This window comes from Pseudidiomarina halophila (assembly GCF_003987215.1).
In the GTDB taxonomy this organism is placed as follows: domain Bacteria; phylum Pseudomonadota; class Gammaproteobacteria; order Enterobacterales; family Alteromonadaceae; genus Pseudidiomarina; species Pseudidiomarina halophila.
Window position 1 is genome coordinate 427,986 of record NZ_PIPW01000001.1, and the last position, 14,681, is coordinate 442,666.

The following is a 14,681-nucleotide window of genomic DNA, read 5'->3' on the forward strand; positions in this document are numbered from 1 at the left end:
GGTAGCAATCTATGTTGTGTGCTGTCTATCGTAGCCCGAAACGGGTCGATACCTACCTTTATATGGTGCATCCTGCCGATTTCTCTGTGTTGCCGGAACCTTTAGCAAAAAGTTTCGGTCAACCTCAACATGTGATGACGCTTGCGCTGACTGACGAACGCAAACTCGCGCGGCTGTCCGTCGCGGAATTAAAAGAACATTTGCAGGATCCTGGTTATTATTTGCAGATCCCGCCACCGCCAGAAAATTTACTTAAAAAGGAGTTGGCAAAATGAACAAATTGATGTCGATGGCATTGGTTGCCACTGCGCTGCTGCTTGCACCTAAGCAAGTTGTTGCCCAGGACGAAGCCGGATTTGCCGACTACGTAGAAAAAATCAAAATTGAAGCTTTGGAACATGGGTATAGCGAAAGCACTCTGGAGAAAGCTTTTGCAAACGCTAAGTTTTATCAGCGCTCGGTTAGTGCTGATAAGAATCAACCAGAATTCAAACTCACTTTAGACACCTATCTGCCGCGCGCGGTACCTGAGTGGAAAGCCAAACAAGCGCTTGAAAAGTACAACGAGCACAAAGAGTTACTGGAAAAGATTGGTGAAGAGTACGGCGTGCAACCGCGCTTTATCGTCGCGTTATGGGGTATCGAAACCAACTTTGGCTCCTACACTGGTGGGTTTGACGTGGTCTCTGCCTTGACCACCATGGCCTATGAAGGTCGTCGCGAAGAGTTCTTCAAGAAGCAACTCTGGCAGGCGCTGACGATAATTCAGGAAGGTCACATTGACGTCGAGCAGATGAAAGGGTCATGGGCCGGTGCGATGGGCCAGACCCAGTTTATGCCAAGCTCATTTATGGCCTATGCGGTCGATTACGACGGTGATGGTCGCAAGGATATCTGGAACTCGATGGGTGACGTGTTTGCCTCAGCGGCAAACTACCTGAAGAACGCCGGTTGGCGTGATGATGTGACCTGGGGTCGTCAAGTGCAGTTGCCGGCAGACTTTGACGTGTCCATTGCCGAGTTAAAGAATAAAAAGACCTTAGCTGAATGGCAGGCGCTAGGTGTGCGCCGTATGGATGGCAGCGATTTGCCGCAGCGCAGCGATATTGAAGCTGCGGTGGTGATCCCCGACGACAAAGAAGGGCGCGTTTACCTCGCCTATGCAAATTATGATGCATTGATGCGCTGGAACCGTTCGCATTATTTCGTCGCGGCGGTGGGTTACTTATCTGACCGTATTCGCTTTCCACGCTAAGTCTTATGATGAAACCCTCAAAAATCGTCTGCGTGGGTCGCAATTATGCGGCCCATGCAGCCGAATTGAATAACCCCATTCCGGCCGAGCCGCTGTTATTTATTAAACCCCCCAGTAGCCTGGCATCGCTGCCAAATGTGGCCATTCCGACGCAACAGGGTGCCTGTCACCACGAGCTTGAGCTAGCGGTGCAGGTAGGCGAACGACTGCGACGAGTTACACCACAGCGGGCGCTAGAGGCGCTGTGTCAGGTCACCCTGGCGTTAGATTTAACCTTGCGAGACGTGCAGGATAAGCTGAAGCAGCAGGGGCAGCCCTGGGAACGCGCCAAAGCCTTTGATGGTGCCTGTGTGCTTGCGCCCTGGTTGCCGATAACTGACAGCGCTGCGTTACAAAGCGCGACATTTGAACTTTACTGCGATGCGCAATTGCGCCAACAGGGCGATGCGCAACAGATGTTGCTGCCGATTGCTGAGCTGGTGGCACATATCAGCCATGTTTTCACGCTGGAGCCGGGAGATATCGTATTAACCGGTACGCCGGCGGGTGTTGGTCCTCTAACCGTCGGGCAGCAGCTGGATCTGCATTTGCACATTGCCGGGCAGAGCTACCAGTGGCAGGGTCAGGTGCAGGCCAATGACTGAGGCACCTTTCTGGCAGCGCAAAAGCTTTGCCGAAATGACTCATGCGGAATGGGAATCCCTGTGTGACGGCTGCGGTAAATGCTGCCTGCATAAGCTTATTGATAGCGATGATCACGACGAAACTGTGCACTACACTGATGTTGCCTGTGCGCTGTTAGACACCGGGACTGCGCGCTGTAGTAATTATGCCGAGCGCACCAAGCATGTACCTGATTGTGTGGTCATCACGCCGGAGAACGTCTACGAGCTGGATTATATGCCAACGTCTTGTGCCTACCGGCGCCTGGCAGAAGGGCGCGATCTGGCAAGCTGGCATCCGCTGCGTCACAACGGCTCTACTGCGGCAATGGTAGCCGCCGGTATGAGTGCGGCAGGGCGGGTGGTAAACGAAAACGAGGCCCTGGCTGAGGACCTCGAATTACGTATCGTCACTTGGCCGCTAGAGCCTGGCCGTTAAAAGACGGCAGTTAAAACTTACGCGCAGCAATTAAACGTAGCAGCAGCACCACAACACCGACAATGGCATAGCTGGCAAAGATGATACGCATCCACTCAGGCATGCTCATGTCGAGAAATGACCAGTTAATATCACCGCATAGGCCGGTAGCACTGAAAAGATCCGGTAACCACTGATGCAACGGCATCCAGTCAGGGAAGTTCGGGAAGGTATCGCAGACTGCGAAAAACGAGTTTTTCGCTTGCTGGGCCGCAACATGGTTGTTGGCTATGATAAAGCCCCAAATTGCAGCAGTGAGCCAGCCAGCGAAGCCGACCAGGCGCGCCAGGGCAAACTTAGGAGCCAGCAGTGGCACCAGCGCCGCGAAACCGATACTAAGCACAGCAACGCGCTGATAGATGCATTTTACGCAAGGCTCGAGACCCATCTGGTATTGCATGTAGAGTGCAGTAGCGAACAGACCAAAAGCGGTCGCTGCAAGCAGTGCCCAGGCACCACGGCGTTCAGGAAGTTGAGCGAAAAAGCGCATGTTATTCAGGTCTCTTATAATTGGTTTTGCGGAAAAGATAGCGAAGCGCGTAAGGGTTGTCGATAGATTTCTGTAAAGCAAGTACGACAAAACTTGTCCGACCATTGGAAAGCCTGATAAAATCATCGGTCATAACATTAATAATAATCGAGCCTCTACCGGTTTTGATTCACATTAAATAGGTCACTTCATGATCATCAAGGCACAGAGTCCAGCAGGGTTCGCGGAAGAATATATAGTGAAGTCCATTTGGAATGGACACTTTGCTCCAGGTACAATTTTGCCTGCAGAACGTGAGCTGTCGGAACTGATCGGCGTCACGCGAACGACTTTGCGTGAAGTTTTGCAACGCCTTGCGCGCGACGGCTGGCTGACCATTCAGCATGGTAAGCCAACGCGGGTGAACAATTTCTGGCAGACCTCAGGATTAAATATTCTTGAAACTCTGGCACGGCTCGATGAAGACGGCATGCCAGAACTCGTCGATCAGCTGCTTTCCGCCCGCACCAATATCAGCGCCATCTACATTCGCGCAGCAGTGCGCAACGCGCCTGAACGTGTTGCTGAATTGTTAGCTGAGGCGGAAGAGTTAGACGATACGGCGGATGCATTCAGCGAGTACGATTACCGCCTGAACCACGATTTAGCCATGGCCTCGGGTAATCCGATTTATGTGTTGGTGCTGAACGGTTTTAAAGGCTTGTACTCGCGCATTGGTAATTTCTATTTTTCCAATGATGAAGCGCGTAAGCTGGCACGCAAATACTACGCTGATCTAAAAGCTGTCGCGACCGAAGAAAAACGCGAACAGGCTGCATTGTTGGTGCGCGATTACGGTTACGCGTCCGGGCGGATTTGGGATAAATTACGCGGCGATCTCCCCGCCGATTTGGTTGAATAGTACGCTTAGTTCAAACGATGAAAAATAAAAAGCCCCGCAATTTTTGCGGGGCTTTTTCGTTAGACTTACTCTTAAGCTGAGCTGCTAGCGGTTAACCGAAGTTTTTCGCAACGAAGTCCCAGTTGACCAATTTCCAGAAGGCGTTCAAGTAGTTTGGACGCGCATTGCGGTAATCGATGTAGTAGGCATGTTCCCATACATCAACGGTCATAAGTGGTGTTACTGCATCGTCAGTTACAGGTGTTTTGGCATCGTCAGTGTTGACAATAGCAACTGAACCGTCAGCTTTTTTCACTAACCAGGTCCAGCCTGAACCGAAGTTGCCGGCAGCTTTAGCATTGAACTCTTCTTTGAATTTATCAAAAGAGCCAAATGCAGAGTTAATTGCATCGGCAAGTTCGCCAGTAGGCTCACCGCCACCATTTGGGCTTAAGCAGTGCCAGTAGAACGTGTGGTTCCACACTTGCGCTGCGTTGTTAAACACGCCACCAGATGAAGACTTGATGATGTCTTCGAGTGACTTATTTTCCATGTCGGTGCCTTTCACAGCATCGTTCAACTTGCTTACGTAAGCAGCGTGGTGCTTGCCGTAATGGTATTCTAGTGTTTCCGCAGAAATATGCGGTTCAAGAGCATTTTTCTCATAAGGTAATGCTGGTAGTTCGAACGCCATATGTAGACTCTCCATTCTTGGTGTTGTGAATTTATCGGGTTCGTTTTCATTTTGCCGTTGAAAACGAATCTTTAAGTCTCAATATACCTAGATTGAGGCAGATAAGTTTATTTCAAGGGTAGTAGGTTATTTTTAAATTGTCAGTAGTTGGTCCATTTGCCGACGCGCTGTACTGCAATCATACTGCTTGATGTGGTAAACTTGCCTTCATCAACTCGCTGAAAGAAGTAAGGACGAATGCATGGAAACTGTAGAAAAAATTAAGCAGCAAATCAGTGAAAACCCGATACTGCTTTATATGAAGGGTTCACCAAAATTACCTAGCTGTGGTTTCTCATCACAAGCCTCACAGGCACTGATGGGCTGTGGTCAGCCGTTTGCTTACGTTGATATCCTACAGAATCCTGAAATTCGTGCTGAATTACCAAATTACGCAGATTGGCCAACCTTCCCGCAGTTGTGGGTTGAAGGTGAACTGATCGGCGGTTGTGATATCATTCTGGAGATGTTCCAGAAAGGCGAATTACAAGAATTAATTAATGAAGTTGCAGCACGTCATCCTGCGCCTTCAGAAGATTAAGTTTCATTTAGTACAACAACATTACGGAGAAAAGAAATGGGTGTATTAGTAGGCCGTAAAGCTCCTAATTTCACTGCAGCAGCAGTATTAGGAACAGGTGAAATTGTTGAAGACTTTAACTTGCACAAAGAAATCAAAGGCAAGAAAGCTGTCGTATTCTTCTATCCGCTGGACTTCACGTTCGTATGTCCTTCTGAGTTGATCGCATTTGATCACCGTTTAGAAGAGTTCAAAAAGCGTGGCGTTGAAGTCATCGGTGTTTCTATCGATTCACAGTTCACCCACAACGCATGGCGCAACACCAGTGAAGAAAATGGTGGTATCGGTGAAGTTAAATACCCACTGGTAGCTGACGTTAAGCACACTATCTGTAAAGCATATGACGTTGAGCACCCAGAAGCTGGCGTTGCTTTCCGTGCATCATTCCTGATCGACGAAGACGGTACTGTACGTCACCAGATCGTTAACGACCTGCCATTAGGCCGTAACATTGACGAAATGATCCGTCTGGTTGACGCACTGAACTTCCACCAGAAACACGGCGATGTATGCCCAGCTGGCTGGAAAGAAGGTGATGAAGGTATGAAAGCTGACGCTAAAGGCGTAGCTGACTACCTGTCTAAGAACGCCGGTAAGCTTTAAAAAGCTAAAGCGTTATTGGTTGTTGGTTATTGGTTATTCGATAAAACTACAACCGTTAGAGAAGGTCGCCTTTGGGCGGCCTTTTTTGTTGGTTGGGGCGGGAGAATTGTGTGATGTTAGTAGCGCTGGAGAAAGAGGACTTTGAGATGGTGGCGGGTTGGCTGGCTGATCCGGAGGACCATTTTAAGGTGTGCGGAAATGCTTTTGGTTACCCGCTTAAGCGCGAAGTTTTTGAGGCTTTTTTCGTGGAAACTGCGGGCGACCCGAATGTACGACTGTGTTTTAAGTACTGCGTGGATGGCCGGGCGGTGGGCATGGTGCACTTCACCCGCATCGATCGGCAAAATGACTTTGGCCATATCGGCGTAGCGATGGTCGATCCAACAACGCGTTCGGCGGGGTATGGTCGAGCGATGTTTGCCGCGATACTCAAGAAAGGTTTCGAAGAACTGAACTTTCACCGCATCGACTTAAATGTCTTTGAATCTAATCCGCGCGCGCTGAAGTTCTACCAGGACGCCTTTGGCTTCAGGGTTGAAGGCTTAGCGCGCGACACCATCAAAAAAGACGGCCATTATCAGGGCTGGTATACCCTGAGTCTGTTGCGTCCTGAATGGCAGGCTTAAGACTCAGACCACACGGCGTACTCGTTGCCGCTGGGGCAGGTGAAATGAAAGCGACGGCCACCGGGAAAGTCAAAGATAGGCTTAACGATGGTGCCACCAGCTTTCTCAACGTCCTGTTGAGCTTGCTCTAAGGCACTGCTGTAAAGCACCACCAAAGCGCTCCCTTGTGCAGTGGTTGCCGTGAGCTCTGAACGATAAAAGCCGCCATCTAATCCCGCTCCCTGAATGGCGACGTAATCGGGACCGTAGTCCACGAAGCTCCAACCAAAGGCGTCGGTGAAAAACTTTTTCGTCGCTTCTATGTTGGTTGCTGGCAGCTCTACATAATTAATTAATACATTAGCCATCGTCTGTAGTCCTTGCGTGAATCGGCGTGTTACAACGCCCATGCCCGAAAGCGTTTCGCTTTGATTTTGTCGTTATTAATTAATGCGAGCGCATGATTTAGCTTCGAGGTTTTTACCGCCACATAAGCCCATTGTGCTTGCACCTTAATCTTACCAATATCCTCGACACTCAGTTTTTTGTCGCGCGTAAGTGCGCCGACAATATCACCTGGACGCAATTTGTGTTTCTTGCCGCCGTTGATTTGCACTGTTGTGTACTCGGCCTGTAAGGGGCGTGCGGCGGAGTTCAGGGCGGGTAACTCGAGCAACTTGATGGGAGCCGAGAGCGTGTCTTCGAGCATGCGCATCTTGTAATCATCTTTCGCGCCAATGAGCGTGACTGCAAGGCCTTCGGCACCCGCGCGCCCGGTACGGCCGATGCGGTGGGTGTGGGTCGCTAAATCGTGCGCCATGCCGACATTGATAACCAAATCGAGTTCGGCAATATCCAAACCGCGTGCGGCGAGGTCGGTGGCGACTAAGACGCGTCCGCTGCCATTGGCAAATTGCACCATGGTCTGATCGCGATCTTTTTGTTCCAAATCACCGTGTAGCGCAAGGGTGCTGAATCCTTTGCTTTTGAGTGCATCAGCAATGCTTTGGGTTTCAACTTTGGTGGTGCAGAACACCATGCAATTGCCCGGTTGCAACTCCAGTAGTAACGCTCGTACCGCCTGCGCAGGTGAGGCATCTCCTAACTGATAGAAGCTTTGCTGAATTGAGGTTTGCGTTTTGCTTGCTGCTACTTTGATGATTTCAGCATCGGTACACACCTGTTTCGTCAGTTGGCGGATACCTTGCGGGTAGGTCGCGCTAAAGAGCAAGGTCTGGCGCACGCCAGGGGTCTTCGCGATAATACCGGCTAACTCGTCCTGAAAGCCCATTTCCAGCATGCGATCGGCTTCATCGAGAACCAAGGTTTGTAACTGCGCCAGGTTTAAGCGCTCAGCTTGTAAATGGTCCAATACGCGGCCTGGTGTCCCGACCAGAACATGGGCACCATGTTCAAGGGATGCCGCCTGTACCCGTGAAGGGGCGCCGCCACAAAGCGTTAATACCTTAACGTTTGCTAGTGACTTGGCTAAGCCACGAATCGCTTCAGCGACCTGCTCAGCGAGCTCACGGGTGGGGCATAGTACCAGCGCCTGGGGAGCAAAGGAGTTGGTATCCAGCTTCGACAATAGGCCCAAGGCAAAGGCGACGGTTTTACCAGAGCCGGTTTCCGCCTGCACCACGACATCTTCACCACGCAGAATTTTCGGCAAACTGAACGCCTGTACGTCGGTCATTTGCTCGAACCCAGCGTCGTTCAGGCTGCTCAATAGCGCATCGGACAGCTTAAGTTCGTTAAAGTGACGCACGGTTGGAGTTGTTTCTGGCGTGTTTGCTGGGCTTGATTCTGACATTGTTTTGTTCACTTATTCGGAGATCGCGTGGCGAGGCGCATGGTGCCTAAAGCACTTACGCATAAGGCGCTTAAAATTAGCGCGCTAGTATAACAGACTCTGCACGCCGCGCGATCTTATCGATGTTTTTTGTCACCTTATTCAGGTGGCGTTCAGATCCGCGCCTCGAGCTCAATCTCGAGCATGAATTCGGGCAACGCCAGACCTTTCACTTCCAGCCAGGAACCAGTAGGAAAGTGCTTGGTATACAGCTCACCGCGATACTCTGACACCGCCAGAAACGCTGCCATATCAGTGGTAAAGACATTCTCAACGATGACGTCGTCGAAGGTGCAGCCATAATGCGCGAGAACCTTCTTCAGGTCGGCATAGACGTTCTTCATCTGTTGCTCAATGTCGCCAGCGGCCGTCGGCACGCCCTGATCATCCATACTTACCGCGCCTGAAATCTTGATTTCATCACCGATTTTAACGGCATGCGTGTAGCCATAAGCCTTTTCGACTTCCGGCCGTAACTGAAAGTAATCCCGTTGAACGCCCATCTGCCTTGCTCCTCAGAACTGTTCGCATAAGCGACTTAAGAAGCTTTTAAGTTAGTTGAGGAAAGCGATGCTGGCAATGTTAGGTGGTGTGTGATCTGCTCACAAACGCTTTAAGTACTATACTCAAAGAAGTCTTTATAGAACGCATGTGGTGGAGGAATCTAAATGAAAAAGGTTACAGGTTTGGCGTTGGCATTGTTCATACCTGCGCTTTGCTTTCAAACAGCATTAGCACAGGAAGATAAAGCAGCTCTGGTGCCTTTACCGTCGCTCGATGATTTCTCGAGGGGAGAGGACGGCTGGAGCTTTGGGCTGGGCCTGGGTGTTGAATATGAATCTGCCTACGAAGGGTCGGATGAATTCGGCTTCGAAGCTCAGCCTGCCGGGGCGGTGCAATGGCGCAGCGGTGATAATATTTTCTACTTTGCCGGTGAAGCGCTGGGTTGGCGTGGTCTTCGCGATGACAAGTGGCTGTTAGAAGCGACCCTGGGCTTCGATGAGGGGCGCGAAGAAAGTGATTCCGATGAGGGTCATTTGGACGGACTCGGCACGACAGATGAGGGCGTTGAGCTCGTGCTTCAGGCGCGTCGTGCGTTCGATGCTGATTGGCGTTATTGGCTGGATGGCCGGGTTGTCGCCGGTGAAAACGGCAGCCTTGGTATTTTTGGCGTGGGTCGTCGCTTCGGCGAGCGGACCGACGGATCCGGTTCTGAATTTTCTGTCGTTGCAGTGTTCCACGATAGCGATCTTGCCAACGAACAGTTTGGCGTAAACTCAATGCAGGCAGCTGCATCGGGGCTGGATGAAACCTATCTGAGCGGAGGCTTTCGCTCGATTGGCGCCCACTACAATTATCGCAATTACATCAACGATAATTGGCAGATTTTCGGCGAAGTGCTCTATGAGCGCTACAGTAGCGACATTACGGACAGCCCCGTAGCTCGCAACGACTATGAAGCCGAAGTCGGCATCGGCTTCATTTACGTGTTCTAGGATGCCTTAGCCACCTGGCACCGAGACTGGCGAATCTATCATGTAGCCATCCGCGCATGGTCAGGCCCTCGGTGCTGCTTTAAGGCCTATAAACTCATCGGCATTCAGGACCCATCGAACTCTGCAACCGCGTCAGCAGGTTGCTGTCCGGCCAGGAGCCGGTGGCAAAACGCTGGTTCGCCGGAACATCAAGATTCGGGCATTTCAAGGGCGCCGAACATCTGGCCGATGATGCTGTACAGGTTTTGCTGGTCGAATTCGTAATCGGTTTCGGTGTGCACGCGATGAACGAAAACCAAGTCAGAGCTTGGGTAAACACCGAGCATGTGGATGCCAACACCAGTATGGAAGAACGCGCGGTGGGGGCGCTTATCGTTGGGGTTGATGACGTTCCAGAGCATGCCATATCCGAAGTCCATGTAGCGATTGGTTAAGGAGTAGGACGTGGTGCTTTGCTCAATCCACTGACGTGACAAAATACGCTGGCCATTCCACACACCGAAGTTTTCATAGAGCTGCCCGTAAAGGGCCATATCATAAGCAGACATACGAAAATGGAAAGCTGGGAATTTTGATTTCTCAGGTTCATATTGATAAAAACCATCCACCTCAAGCTGACTGATATCAGTGTCATCATCAATGGTCGTGTAGCGTCCCTTAAAATCTTGCATACCTAGCGGCTTAGCAATTTCCCGGTGGAAGGCGGTGTAGATTGATTCGCCCGTCAACTTTTCAAAAATCGCGCCGGCGACGTTGAAGTCCCAGTTGTTGTAAATGTACTGCTCACCAGGCTTGAATTCACCGCGTGGCGGCATTGCTGCAAGCATACCCTTTGATGTTGCGGCAGAGGGTAAATAGATACCGGAGCGAGATTTCAGCAGTTGAGCTAACGTAGCTGTTTTCTCGGTCGCGGTAAGCGGTGTCGAATCATCAATGCCCAATTCAGCCAAAGTCGCGTCAAGGTCGATAACACCACGCTCAACGTAAATGCCGTAAAGCGAATTCAGCATGGCCTTGCGAATGGAGTGGATGGTGTGCTTGTCATGAATGTCGCCAAACTCAAACACTACTTCTCCGGCGCGCATGAGTACCATGGACGAGGTGCCCGTGGTTTGCAGAAACTGCTCTAACTCGCCTAGCTTGTCGTTATTAAAGGATGACTTGCTGTCAAAACAGACCGGGTTTTTAATCGCGGCGACTGCTCGGCGCAGAATGTCCTGCTGCGCCGCAGCATTCGCTTCTGGGCCGCCGCCCAGGACAATCGTCTGCGAGTTGCCAAGTGTGGCCTCGGTAAGGTTACTCGGCAACCCGGGCGCGATGACATGGCCCGCGGCCGGATAAATGGTTGTTGTCACCCGCGATGCCAGTCCTGCTGTAGCAAGCTGCGTCTGGATGGCCTGTGCCATTTCGTCGGCAGGCCAGAGCTGGTCATCTGCACCGGCAAACAACAACACTTCTGCCTGAATAGAATCGACAGCAATGCGCGCTGCGGCGGCATCTGCATGTTGTAAATCCTGCTGAAAGTAGCCTCGGCCAACAAAACGTTGCGCCGAATAATCAGGTTTTGAGTGACGCGGCACAAAGGTCAGCGGCTCGCCATTGAGGGTCCAGGCTGACGCCTTAGTATCACCCATCGCACCCCAAACATGGGAACTGGGCGAAATTGCCATCACCGGGCCATAGTCGCTGAAGTTAGCACCGAGTACTAAAGCAAGTTCTGCACCTCGTGAGCTGCCTATAACAGGCACTTGCTGGCACTGATTGCGACTCAGTTGTGTTGAGGTATCAATATAGTTAAGCGCCGCATCAAAATACTCAAGTGGAATACTGTTAAGCGTTTCCGGCAAATTTGGCAGGCCAAAATAGCCGACGGCAAGCGCTGCAATACCTTCTTCAGCAAGAGCTTGTGCGGTCGCTTTGGCACCACCTAATCCGCCATCTGAGCCGCCTAGCACGATCACTGTTGGGATCGCTTCTTCGCTCGTTTTTGGCGCAATCAAGAGCGCCTGAAAATCGCTTTGGTCAATACGTTGCACCTGTAAATGCTCTGGATAACCAGCTTCATTACAGCCGCTCAAAAGGAGTGCAGAGGCCACTAGCCCCATGCGTATGCTATTAATAATCATGATTTTTTCTCTTTTTTTTATTTATTACACCCGCAAGCGGTTGCAGAGGCAAGTTGAATTTGTAAACAGGTGTTAGAGGATGTCACGGGCGGTATTCGGGTCGGGTATCCCAAAGCTTTAATCGTTCGACCTAACGGTGATACTGCGGCAGCGGGAGTAGTGCCGGATCAACCTATCGGCAACCTAGACCAGGCGCTTAACTATATTAAATCGCAGTAGTGCTGCTACTTATCGAGCTTCAGCATCAATGCTAAAAGCTCGCTCATGACTAAATCAGGCTCGTCAAATTGTACAAAATGGCCGCTTTTTTCAGTTAAAACAGATTTACCTTGGGGAAACGCATTTGCCCATTTTTGCCATAGTTCTCCCCACATTTTCCTTCCTCGATCGGTAAAGAATAAGTTAGGTGGGTTTTCCATTTTCTTTACTGAAGTAATGACCGTTACAGGCATATCTTTAATTTGAGGATAATCCGGTAATGGGCGCTTACTCCAAAAGTCCAAATATTGATTAGACATTCCGTGTTTCATATCTGCGAGTTTGATTTGAGCAATTTCTTCATTGCCTTTTTCCAGGTCTATGGCGCGTAAAATATCAACATCATGCTCGGACGAAGGATCTAACATCATCAGCGCTTTGATCTGTTCGGGGTAAGCTGCCGCAAAGTCTCTTGCAATACTTCCCCCATAAGAGTGAGCGACAACTATGACAGGTTGTCGAATACCTAATTCAGTTAGCAAAGCGCTAGCTTGGTCAGCATAGTCTCGCGAAGTAAAGTGCTGCTTGATTGCAGTAGAGTTACCATTACCGACTCGAGAATAGCGAATAACTTTTGCGTGCTCTGATATTTTTTCAAAAACGGGTTCCCATTCAGACATGCCTGCGCTGCCGCCGGCCTCCAAGAGAATGACTTCACTGCCATTCCCTGCAATCTCATATTCGAGATCATACCCCTTAACTTTCACAAAATCGGGATTAGCAAAAGCAACCACAGGAAATACCAAAGCAAGAAACAACCAACCAAACTTCATTATTTTTCCTTAAAAATCTAACCGCTCATTAGGGGAGGTTATTGCAGAAGATGCCGGTACAAAATAATATCAGAGCTACTCTGTAATGTCTGTTCGGAGTCAGGAGCAAATGATGACTATGCGAGTCGCTTTAAAAGTTCTTATGGTTTGGGCGGGGATCCTTGTCCTGGCTATTGCCAACGGATTACTGCGCGAGTCTGTACTTCTACCCACTTTTGGCACTCCGGCCGCACTCGTACTAAGTGGACTGATACTCTCAGGCTTGATCCTTGTCGTCGCGTATTTGTCGCTTCCCTGGCTGCAGCTTAAAAGCAACGCTCAGCTGTTTTTGGTTGGGATAAGCTGGCTCGTTCTGACGCTTGTTTTTGAATTTTCATTCGGCCTTTGGCAAGGCAAGTCGTGGCCTGAATTGCTTGAGGCCTACTCATTTAAAGACGGCAATATCTGGCTTGTGGTTCTTCTGATAACAACTTTTTCGCCGTATGTGGCGGCTAGGCTTAGAGGTTGGTGGAAGTGAGTCTGGTAAAGGGTGATTTTACTGAACAGTTTACGTAACTGAGTGTTGTTCCGAATTGTTCGCTTTGGAGGCTGCACCGACTGTCAGCTGATTGGTTTGAGGTTACCATGCGCATAGCGGATTAAAAATGATGTCACCACGAGAGTACAACCCTCTCAAACTGGCAAGTTAGCACTGTCCGTTTTAGCGGGGGCAACTACACTATTCGCCGACTTGCTCGAACAAAAAGACTTTGTTACATTGTTTCAATGAAATAACAAAAATAATAAAATTTCTTTCAAAAGGATGTGTCGTGAAAGCAAGGATACTTTTCCCGCTGTTATTTATCTTGGTTGTATTAACGTCATTACTCTCTGGCTGCGCTAGCACTCCCAAATCGAGTAAACATCACCAAGGTAAAATTAAACACGACCTTTTCCCACCTTACGCTGATCGGTCGCTTGATATTCACGTGCAAGAAGCGCTTATGCGTCGTGGGTTAATTCAAGATGTTCGCGGTGAGGTTTTACCTGCGAGTAAGCACAGCTGCCCTATTTATACATACTGGGAGCCAGAGTCGTTTACCTCGGATTATATGAAAGAGAATTTTATCCCGCTATACGATGGTATCCATCTCACTATTGTCGAACGCCGGGATGAATTGTTTATTGAGTCGCGTGACGGTTCTAGCCTTCCGCTTACGACGGTAACTATCGAAAAAATTAAATCAGCACTGCCAAAACGAGCGTTCCTCCGATTCGACTTGCAGCAGGTTAGGAACACTAAACGTTTGGCGTCGGTAGGTGCGAGTTTAAGAGCTCAGTTTGTAACGGACGTGGTAACTTTGGTCACGGCGATCGAAGTTTTGCCGCGTGCTCGCAATGTTTATGTGGATATAAACAATGTAAAAGCCATCTGGGATGACGGGCGCGTTTTCGCAAGAAACGAGGAAAGTATTAGCGATGTGCTCTACCAAACCTTTACTACTATGGTTGAGCGGAATGATTACAATTTATCTGCCGACAGTATAAGTGTAACGGGTAATTTACTTGGTGTGTGCCAGCAGTTAACTAATTTTGTTTATGCACCGGAACAGCCACTGACACAAGCCGTTGAAGGTAATGTTCCCCTGACTTCAGTGATATTAGGTTTGCCGAAAAATGCGAACTTCAATCGATTAAATGATCAACGGAACTTAATCGCTTCTGGAAAATATCTTCGTTTCGATGGACAGGTGGTGCAATTAGCAGATCAGCTTGCAGTCGGAAAAGTTAAAACAAATTGCGAAACGTTAAGCCCTACCGACCCAGACTATCGTTATTGCCAAGTGCGACATAACGATGAAGTGGAAACAAATGATGAAACTGTCATCATTCGCACAGGGAATAACTAGC

18 protein-coding genes are annotated in these 14,681 nt (G+C 49.7%); 11 read left to right on the top strand and 7 right to left on the bottom strand.

The genetic code is table 11. From position 1 onward, the window contains the following. Positions 1–11: 11 nt before the first annotated feature. The 4 genes from CWI69_RS01990 to CWI69_RS02005 are packed head-to-tail and all read left to right on the top strand — an operon-like array spanning position 12 to position 2,356. Positions 12–275, top strand: coding sequence for a YcgL domain-containing protein (locus CWI69_RS01990; RefSeq protein WP_126761406.1), 264 nt, complete (start codon positions 12–14; stop codon positions 273–275). Continuing rightward, entirely contained in the window at positions 272–1,255 is a 984-nt protein-coding gene (locus CWI69_RS01995) for a lytic murein transglycosylase (RefSeq protein WP_126761408.1), read from the top strand. Before CWI69_RS01990 ends, CWI69_RS01995 begins: the two co-directional genes overlap by 4 nt. Positions 1,256–1,260: 5 nt before the next feature. After that, entirely contained in the window at positions 1,261–1,899 is a 639-nt protein-coding gene (locus CWI69_RS02000; protein ID WP_126761410.1) for a fumarylacetoacetate hydrolase family protein, read from the top strand. Further along, positions 1,892–2,356 carry a YcgN family cysteine cluster protein gene (locus CWI69_RS02005; protein ID WP_126761412.1) on the top strand — a complete coding sequence of 155 codons (465 nt, stop codon included), beginning with the start codon at positions 1,892–1,894 and terminating at the stop codon, positions 2,354–2,356. The genes CWI69_RS02000 and CWI69_RS02005 overlap by 8 nt, the downstream gene beginning before the upstream one ends. Positions 2,357–2,366: 10 nt before the next feature. Here CWI69_RS02005 and dsbB read toward each other — a convergent pair whose 3' ends face one another. Next, entirely contained in the window at positions 2,367–2,885 is a 519-nt protein-coding gene (gene dsbB, locus CWI69_RS02010) for a disulfide bond formation protein DsbB (protein WP_126761414.1), read from the bottom strand. 190 nt (positions 2,886–3,075) lie between these two features. On the opposite strand from dsbB, the gene fadR reads away from it, so the two are divergent. Further along, positions 3,076–3,786 carry a fatty acid metabolism transcriptional regulator FadR gene (gene fadR / locus CWI69_RS02015; protein ID WP_126761416.1) on the top strand — a complete coding sequence of 237 codons (711 nt, stop codon included), beginning with the start codon at positions 3,076–3,078 and terminating at the stop codon, positions 3,784–3,786. A gap of 91 nt (positions 3,787–3,877) precedes the next feature. On the opposite strand, the gene sodB is transcribed toward fadR, so the two are convergent. Continuing rightward, positions 3,878–4,459 (bottom strand): superoxide dismutase [Fe], encoded by a 582-nt coding sequence (gene sodB, locus CWI69_RS02020; protein WP_126761417.1) that lies wholly within the window; start codon positions 4,457–4,459, stop codon positions 3,878–3,880. 241 nt (positions 4,460–4,700) lie between these two features. On the opposite strand from sodB, the gene grxD reads away from it, so the two are divergent. The 3 genes from grxD (at position 4,701) to CWI69_RS02035 (ending at position 6,307) form a co-directional block, all read left to right on the top strand. Beyond that, entirely contained in the window at positions 4,701–5,039 is a 339-nt protein-coding gene (grxD, locus tag CWI69_RS02025) for a Grx4 family monothiol glutaredoxin (RefSeq protein WP_126761419.1), read from the top strand. A 36-nt stretch (positions 5,040–5,075) separates the two neighbouring features. Further along, on the top strand, positions 5,076–5,681 hold the full coding sequence (locus CWI69_RS02030) for a peroxiredoxin (RefSeq protein ID WP_126761420.1): 606 nt from the start codon (positions 5,076–5,078) through the stop codon (positions 5,679–5,681). A gap of 113 nt (positions 5,682–5,794) precedes the next feature. Then, the gene (locus CWI69_RS02035; protein WP_241971046.1) at positions 5,795–6,307 is read left to right on the top strand and encodes a GNAT family N-acetyltransferase; all 513 of its coding nucleotides are present in this window, start codon (positions 5,795–5,797) and stop codon (positions 6,305–6,307) included. Here CWI69_RS02035 and CWI69_RS02040 read toward each other — a convergent pair. The 3 genes from CWI69_RS02040 to CWI69_RS02050 all read right to left on the bottom strand — a co-directional run bounded on the left by CWI69_RS02040 (position 6,304) and on the right by CWI69_RS02050 (position 8,641). Continuing rightward, positions 6,304–6,654 carry a VOC family protein gene (locus tag CWI69_RS02040; RefSeq protein ID WP_126761424.1) on the bottom strand — a complete coding sequence of 117 codons (351 nt, stop codon included), beginning with the start codon at positions 6,652–6,654 and terminating at the stop codon, positions 6,304–6,306. The genes CWI69_RS02035 and CWI69_RS02040 overlap by 4 nt on opposite strands. Positions 6,655–6,683: 29 nt before the next feature. After that, the gene (gene dbpA / locus CWI69_RS02045) at positions 6,684–8,099 is read right to left on the bottom strand and encodes an ATP-dependent RNA helicase DbpA (RefSeq protein WP_126761426.1); all 1,416 of its coding nucleotides are present in this window, start codon (positions 8,097–8,099) and stop codon (positions 6,684–6,686) included. A gap of 152 nt (positions 8,100–8,251) precedes the next feature. Next, positions 8,252–8,641 carry a RidA family protein gene (locus tag CWI69_RS02050; protein WP_126761428.1) on the bottom strand — a complete coding sequence of 130 codons (390 nt, stop codon included), beginning with the start codon at positions 8,639–8,641 and terminating at the stop codon, positions 8,252–8,254. Between the two features lie 165 nt (positions 8,642–8,806). Here CWI69_RS02050 and CWI69_RS02055 point away from each other — a divergent pair, with 165 nt between their 5' ends. Next, a complete protein-coding gene (locus CWI69_RS02055; protein ID WP_126761430.1) occupies positions 8,807–9,634 on the top strand; it encodes a MipA/OmpV family protein in 828 nt (275 codons plus the stop codon). Between the two features lie 188 nt (positions 9,635–9,822). On the opposite strand, the gene CWI69_RS02060 is transcribed toward CWI69_RS02055, so the two are convergent. Continuing rightward, complete coding sequence (locus tag CWI69_RS02060) at positions 9,823–11,760, bottom strand: serine hydrolase (protein WP_126761432.1); 1,938 nt, start codon at positions 11,758–11,760, stop codon at positions 9,823–9,825. A 224-nt stretch (positions 11,761–11,984) separates the two neighbouring features. After that, complete coding sequence (locus CWI69_RS02065) at positions 11,985–12,791, bottom strand: alpha/beta fold hydrolase (RefSeq protein ID WP_126761434.1); 807 nt, start codon at positions 12,789–12,791, stop codon at positions 11,985–11,987. A gap of 109 nt (positions 12,792–12,900) precedes the next feature. On the opposite strand from CWI69_RS02065, the gene CWI69_RS02070 reads away from it, so the two are divergent. Both CWI69_RS02070 and CWI69_RS02075 read left to right on the top strand, forming a co-directional pair. Continuing rightward, positions 12,901–13,308, top strand: a complete 408-nt coding sequence (locus tag CWI69_RS02070) for a hypothetical protein (RefSeq protein WP_198678866.1) — start codon at positions 12,901–12,903, stop codon at positions 13,306–13,308. Between the two features lie 292 nt (positions 13,309–13,600). Next, the gene (locus tag CWI69_RS02075; RefSeq protein ID WP_126761436.1) at positions 13,601–14,680 is read left to right on the top strand and encodes a hypothetical protein; all 1,080 of its coding nucleotides are present in this window, start codon (positions 13,601–13,603) and stop codon (positions 14,678–14,680) included. Position 14,681 lies beyond the last annotated feature (1 nt).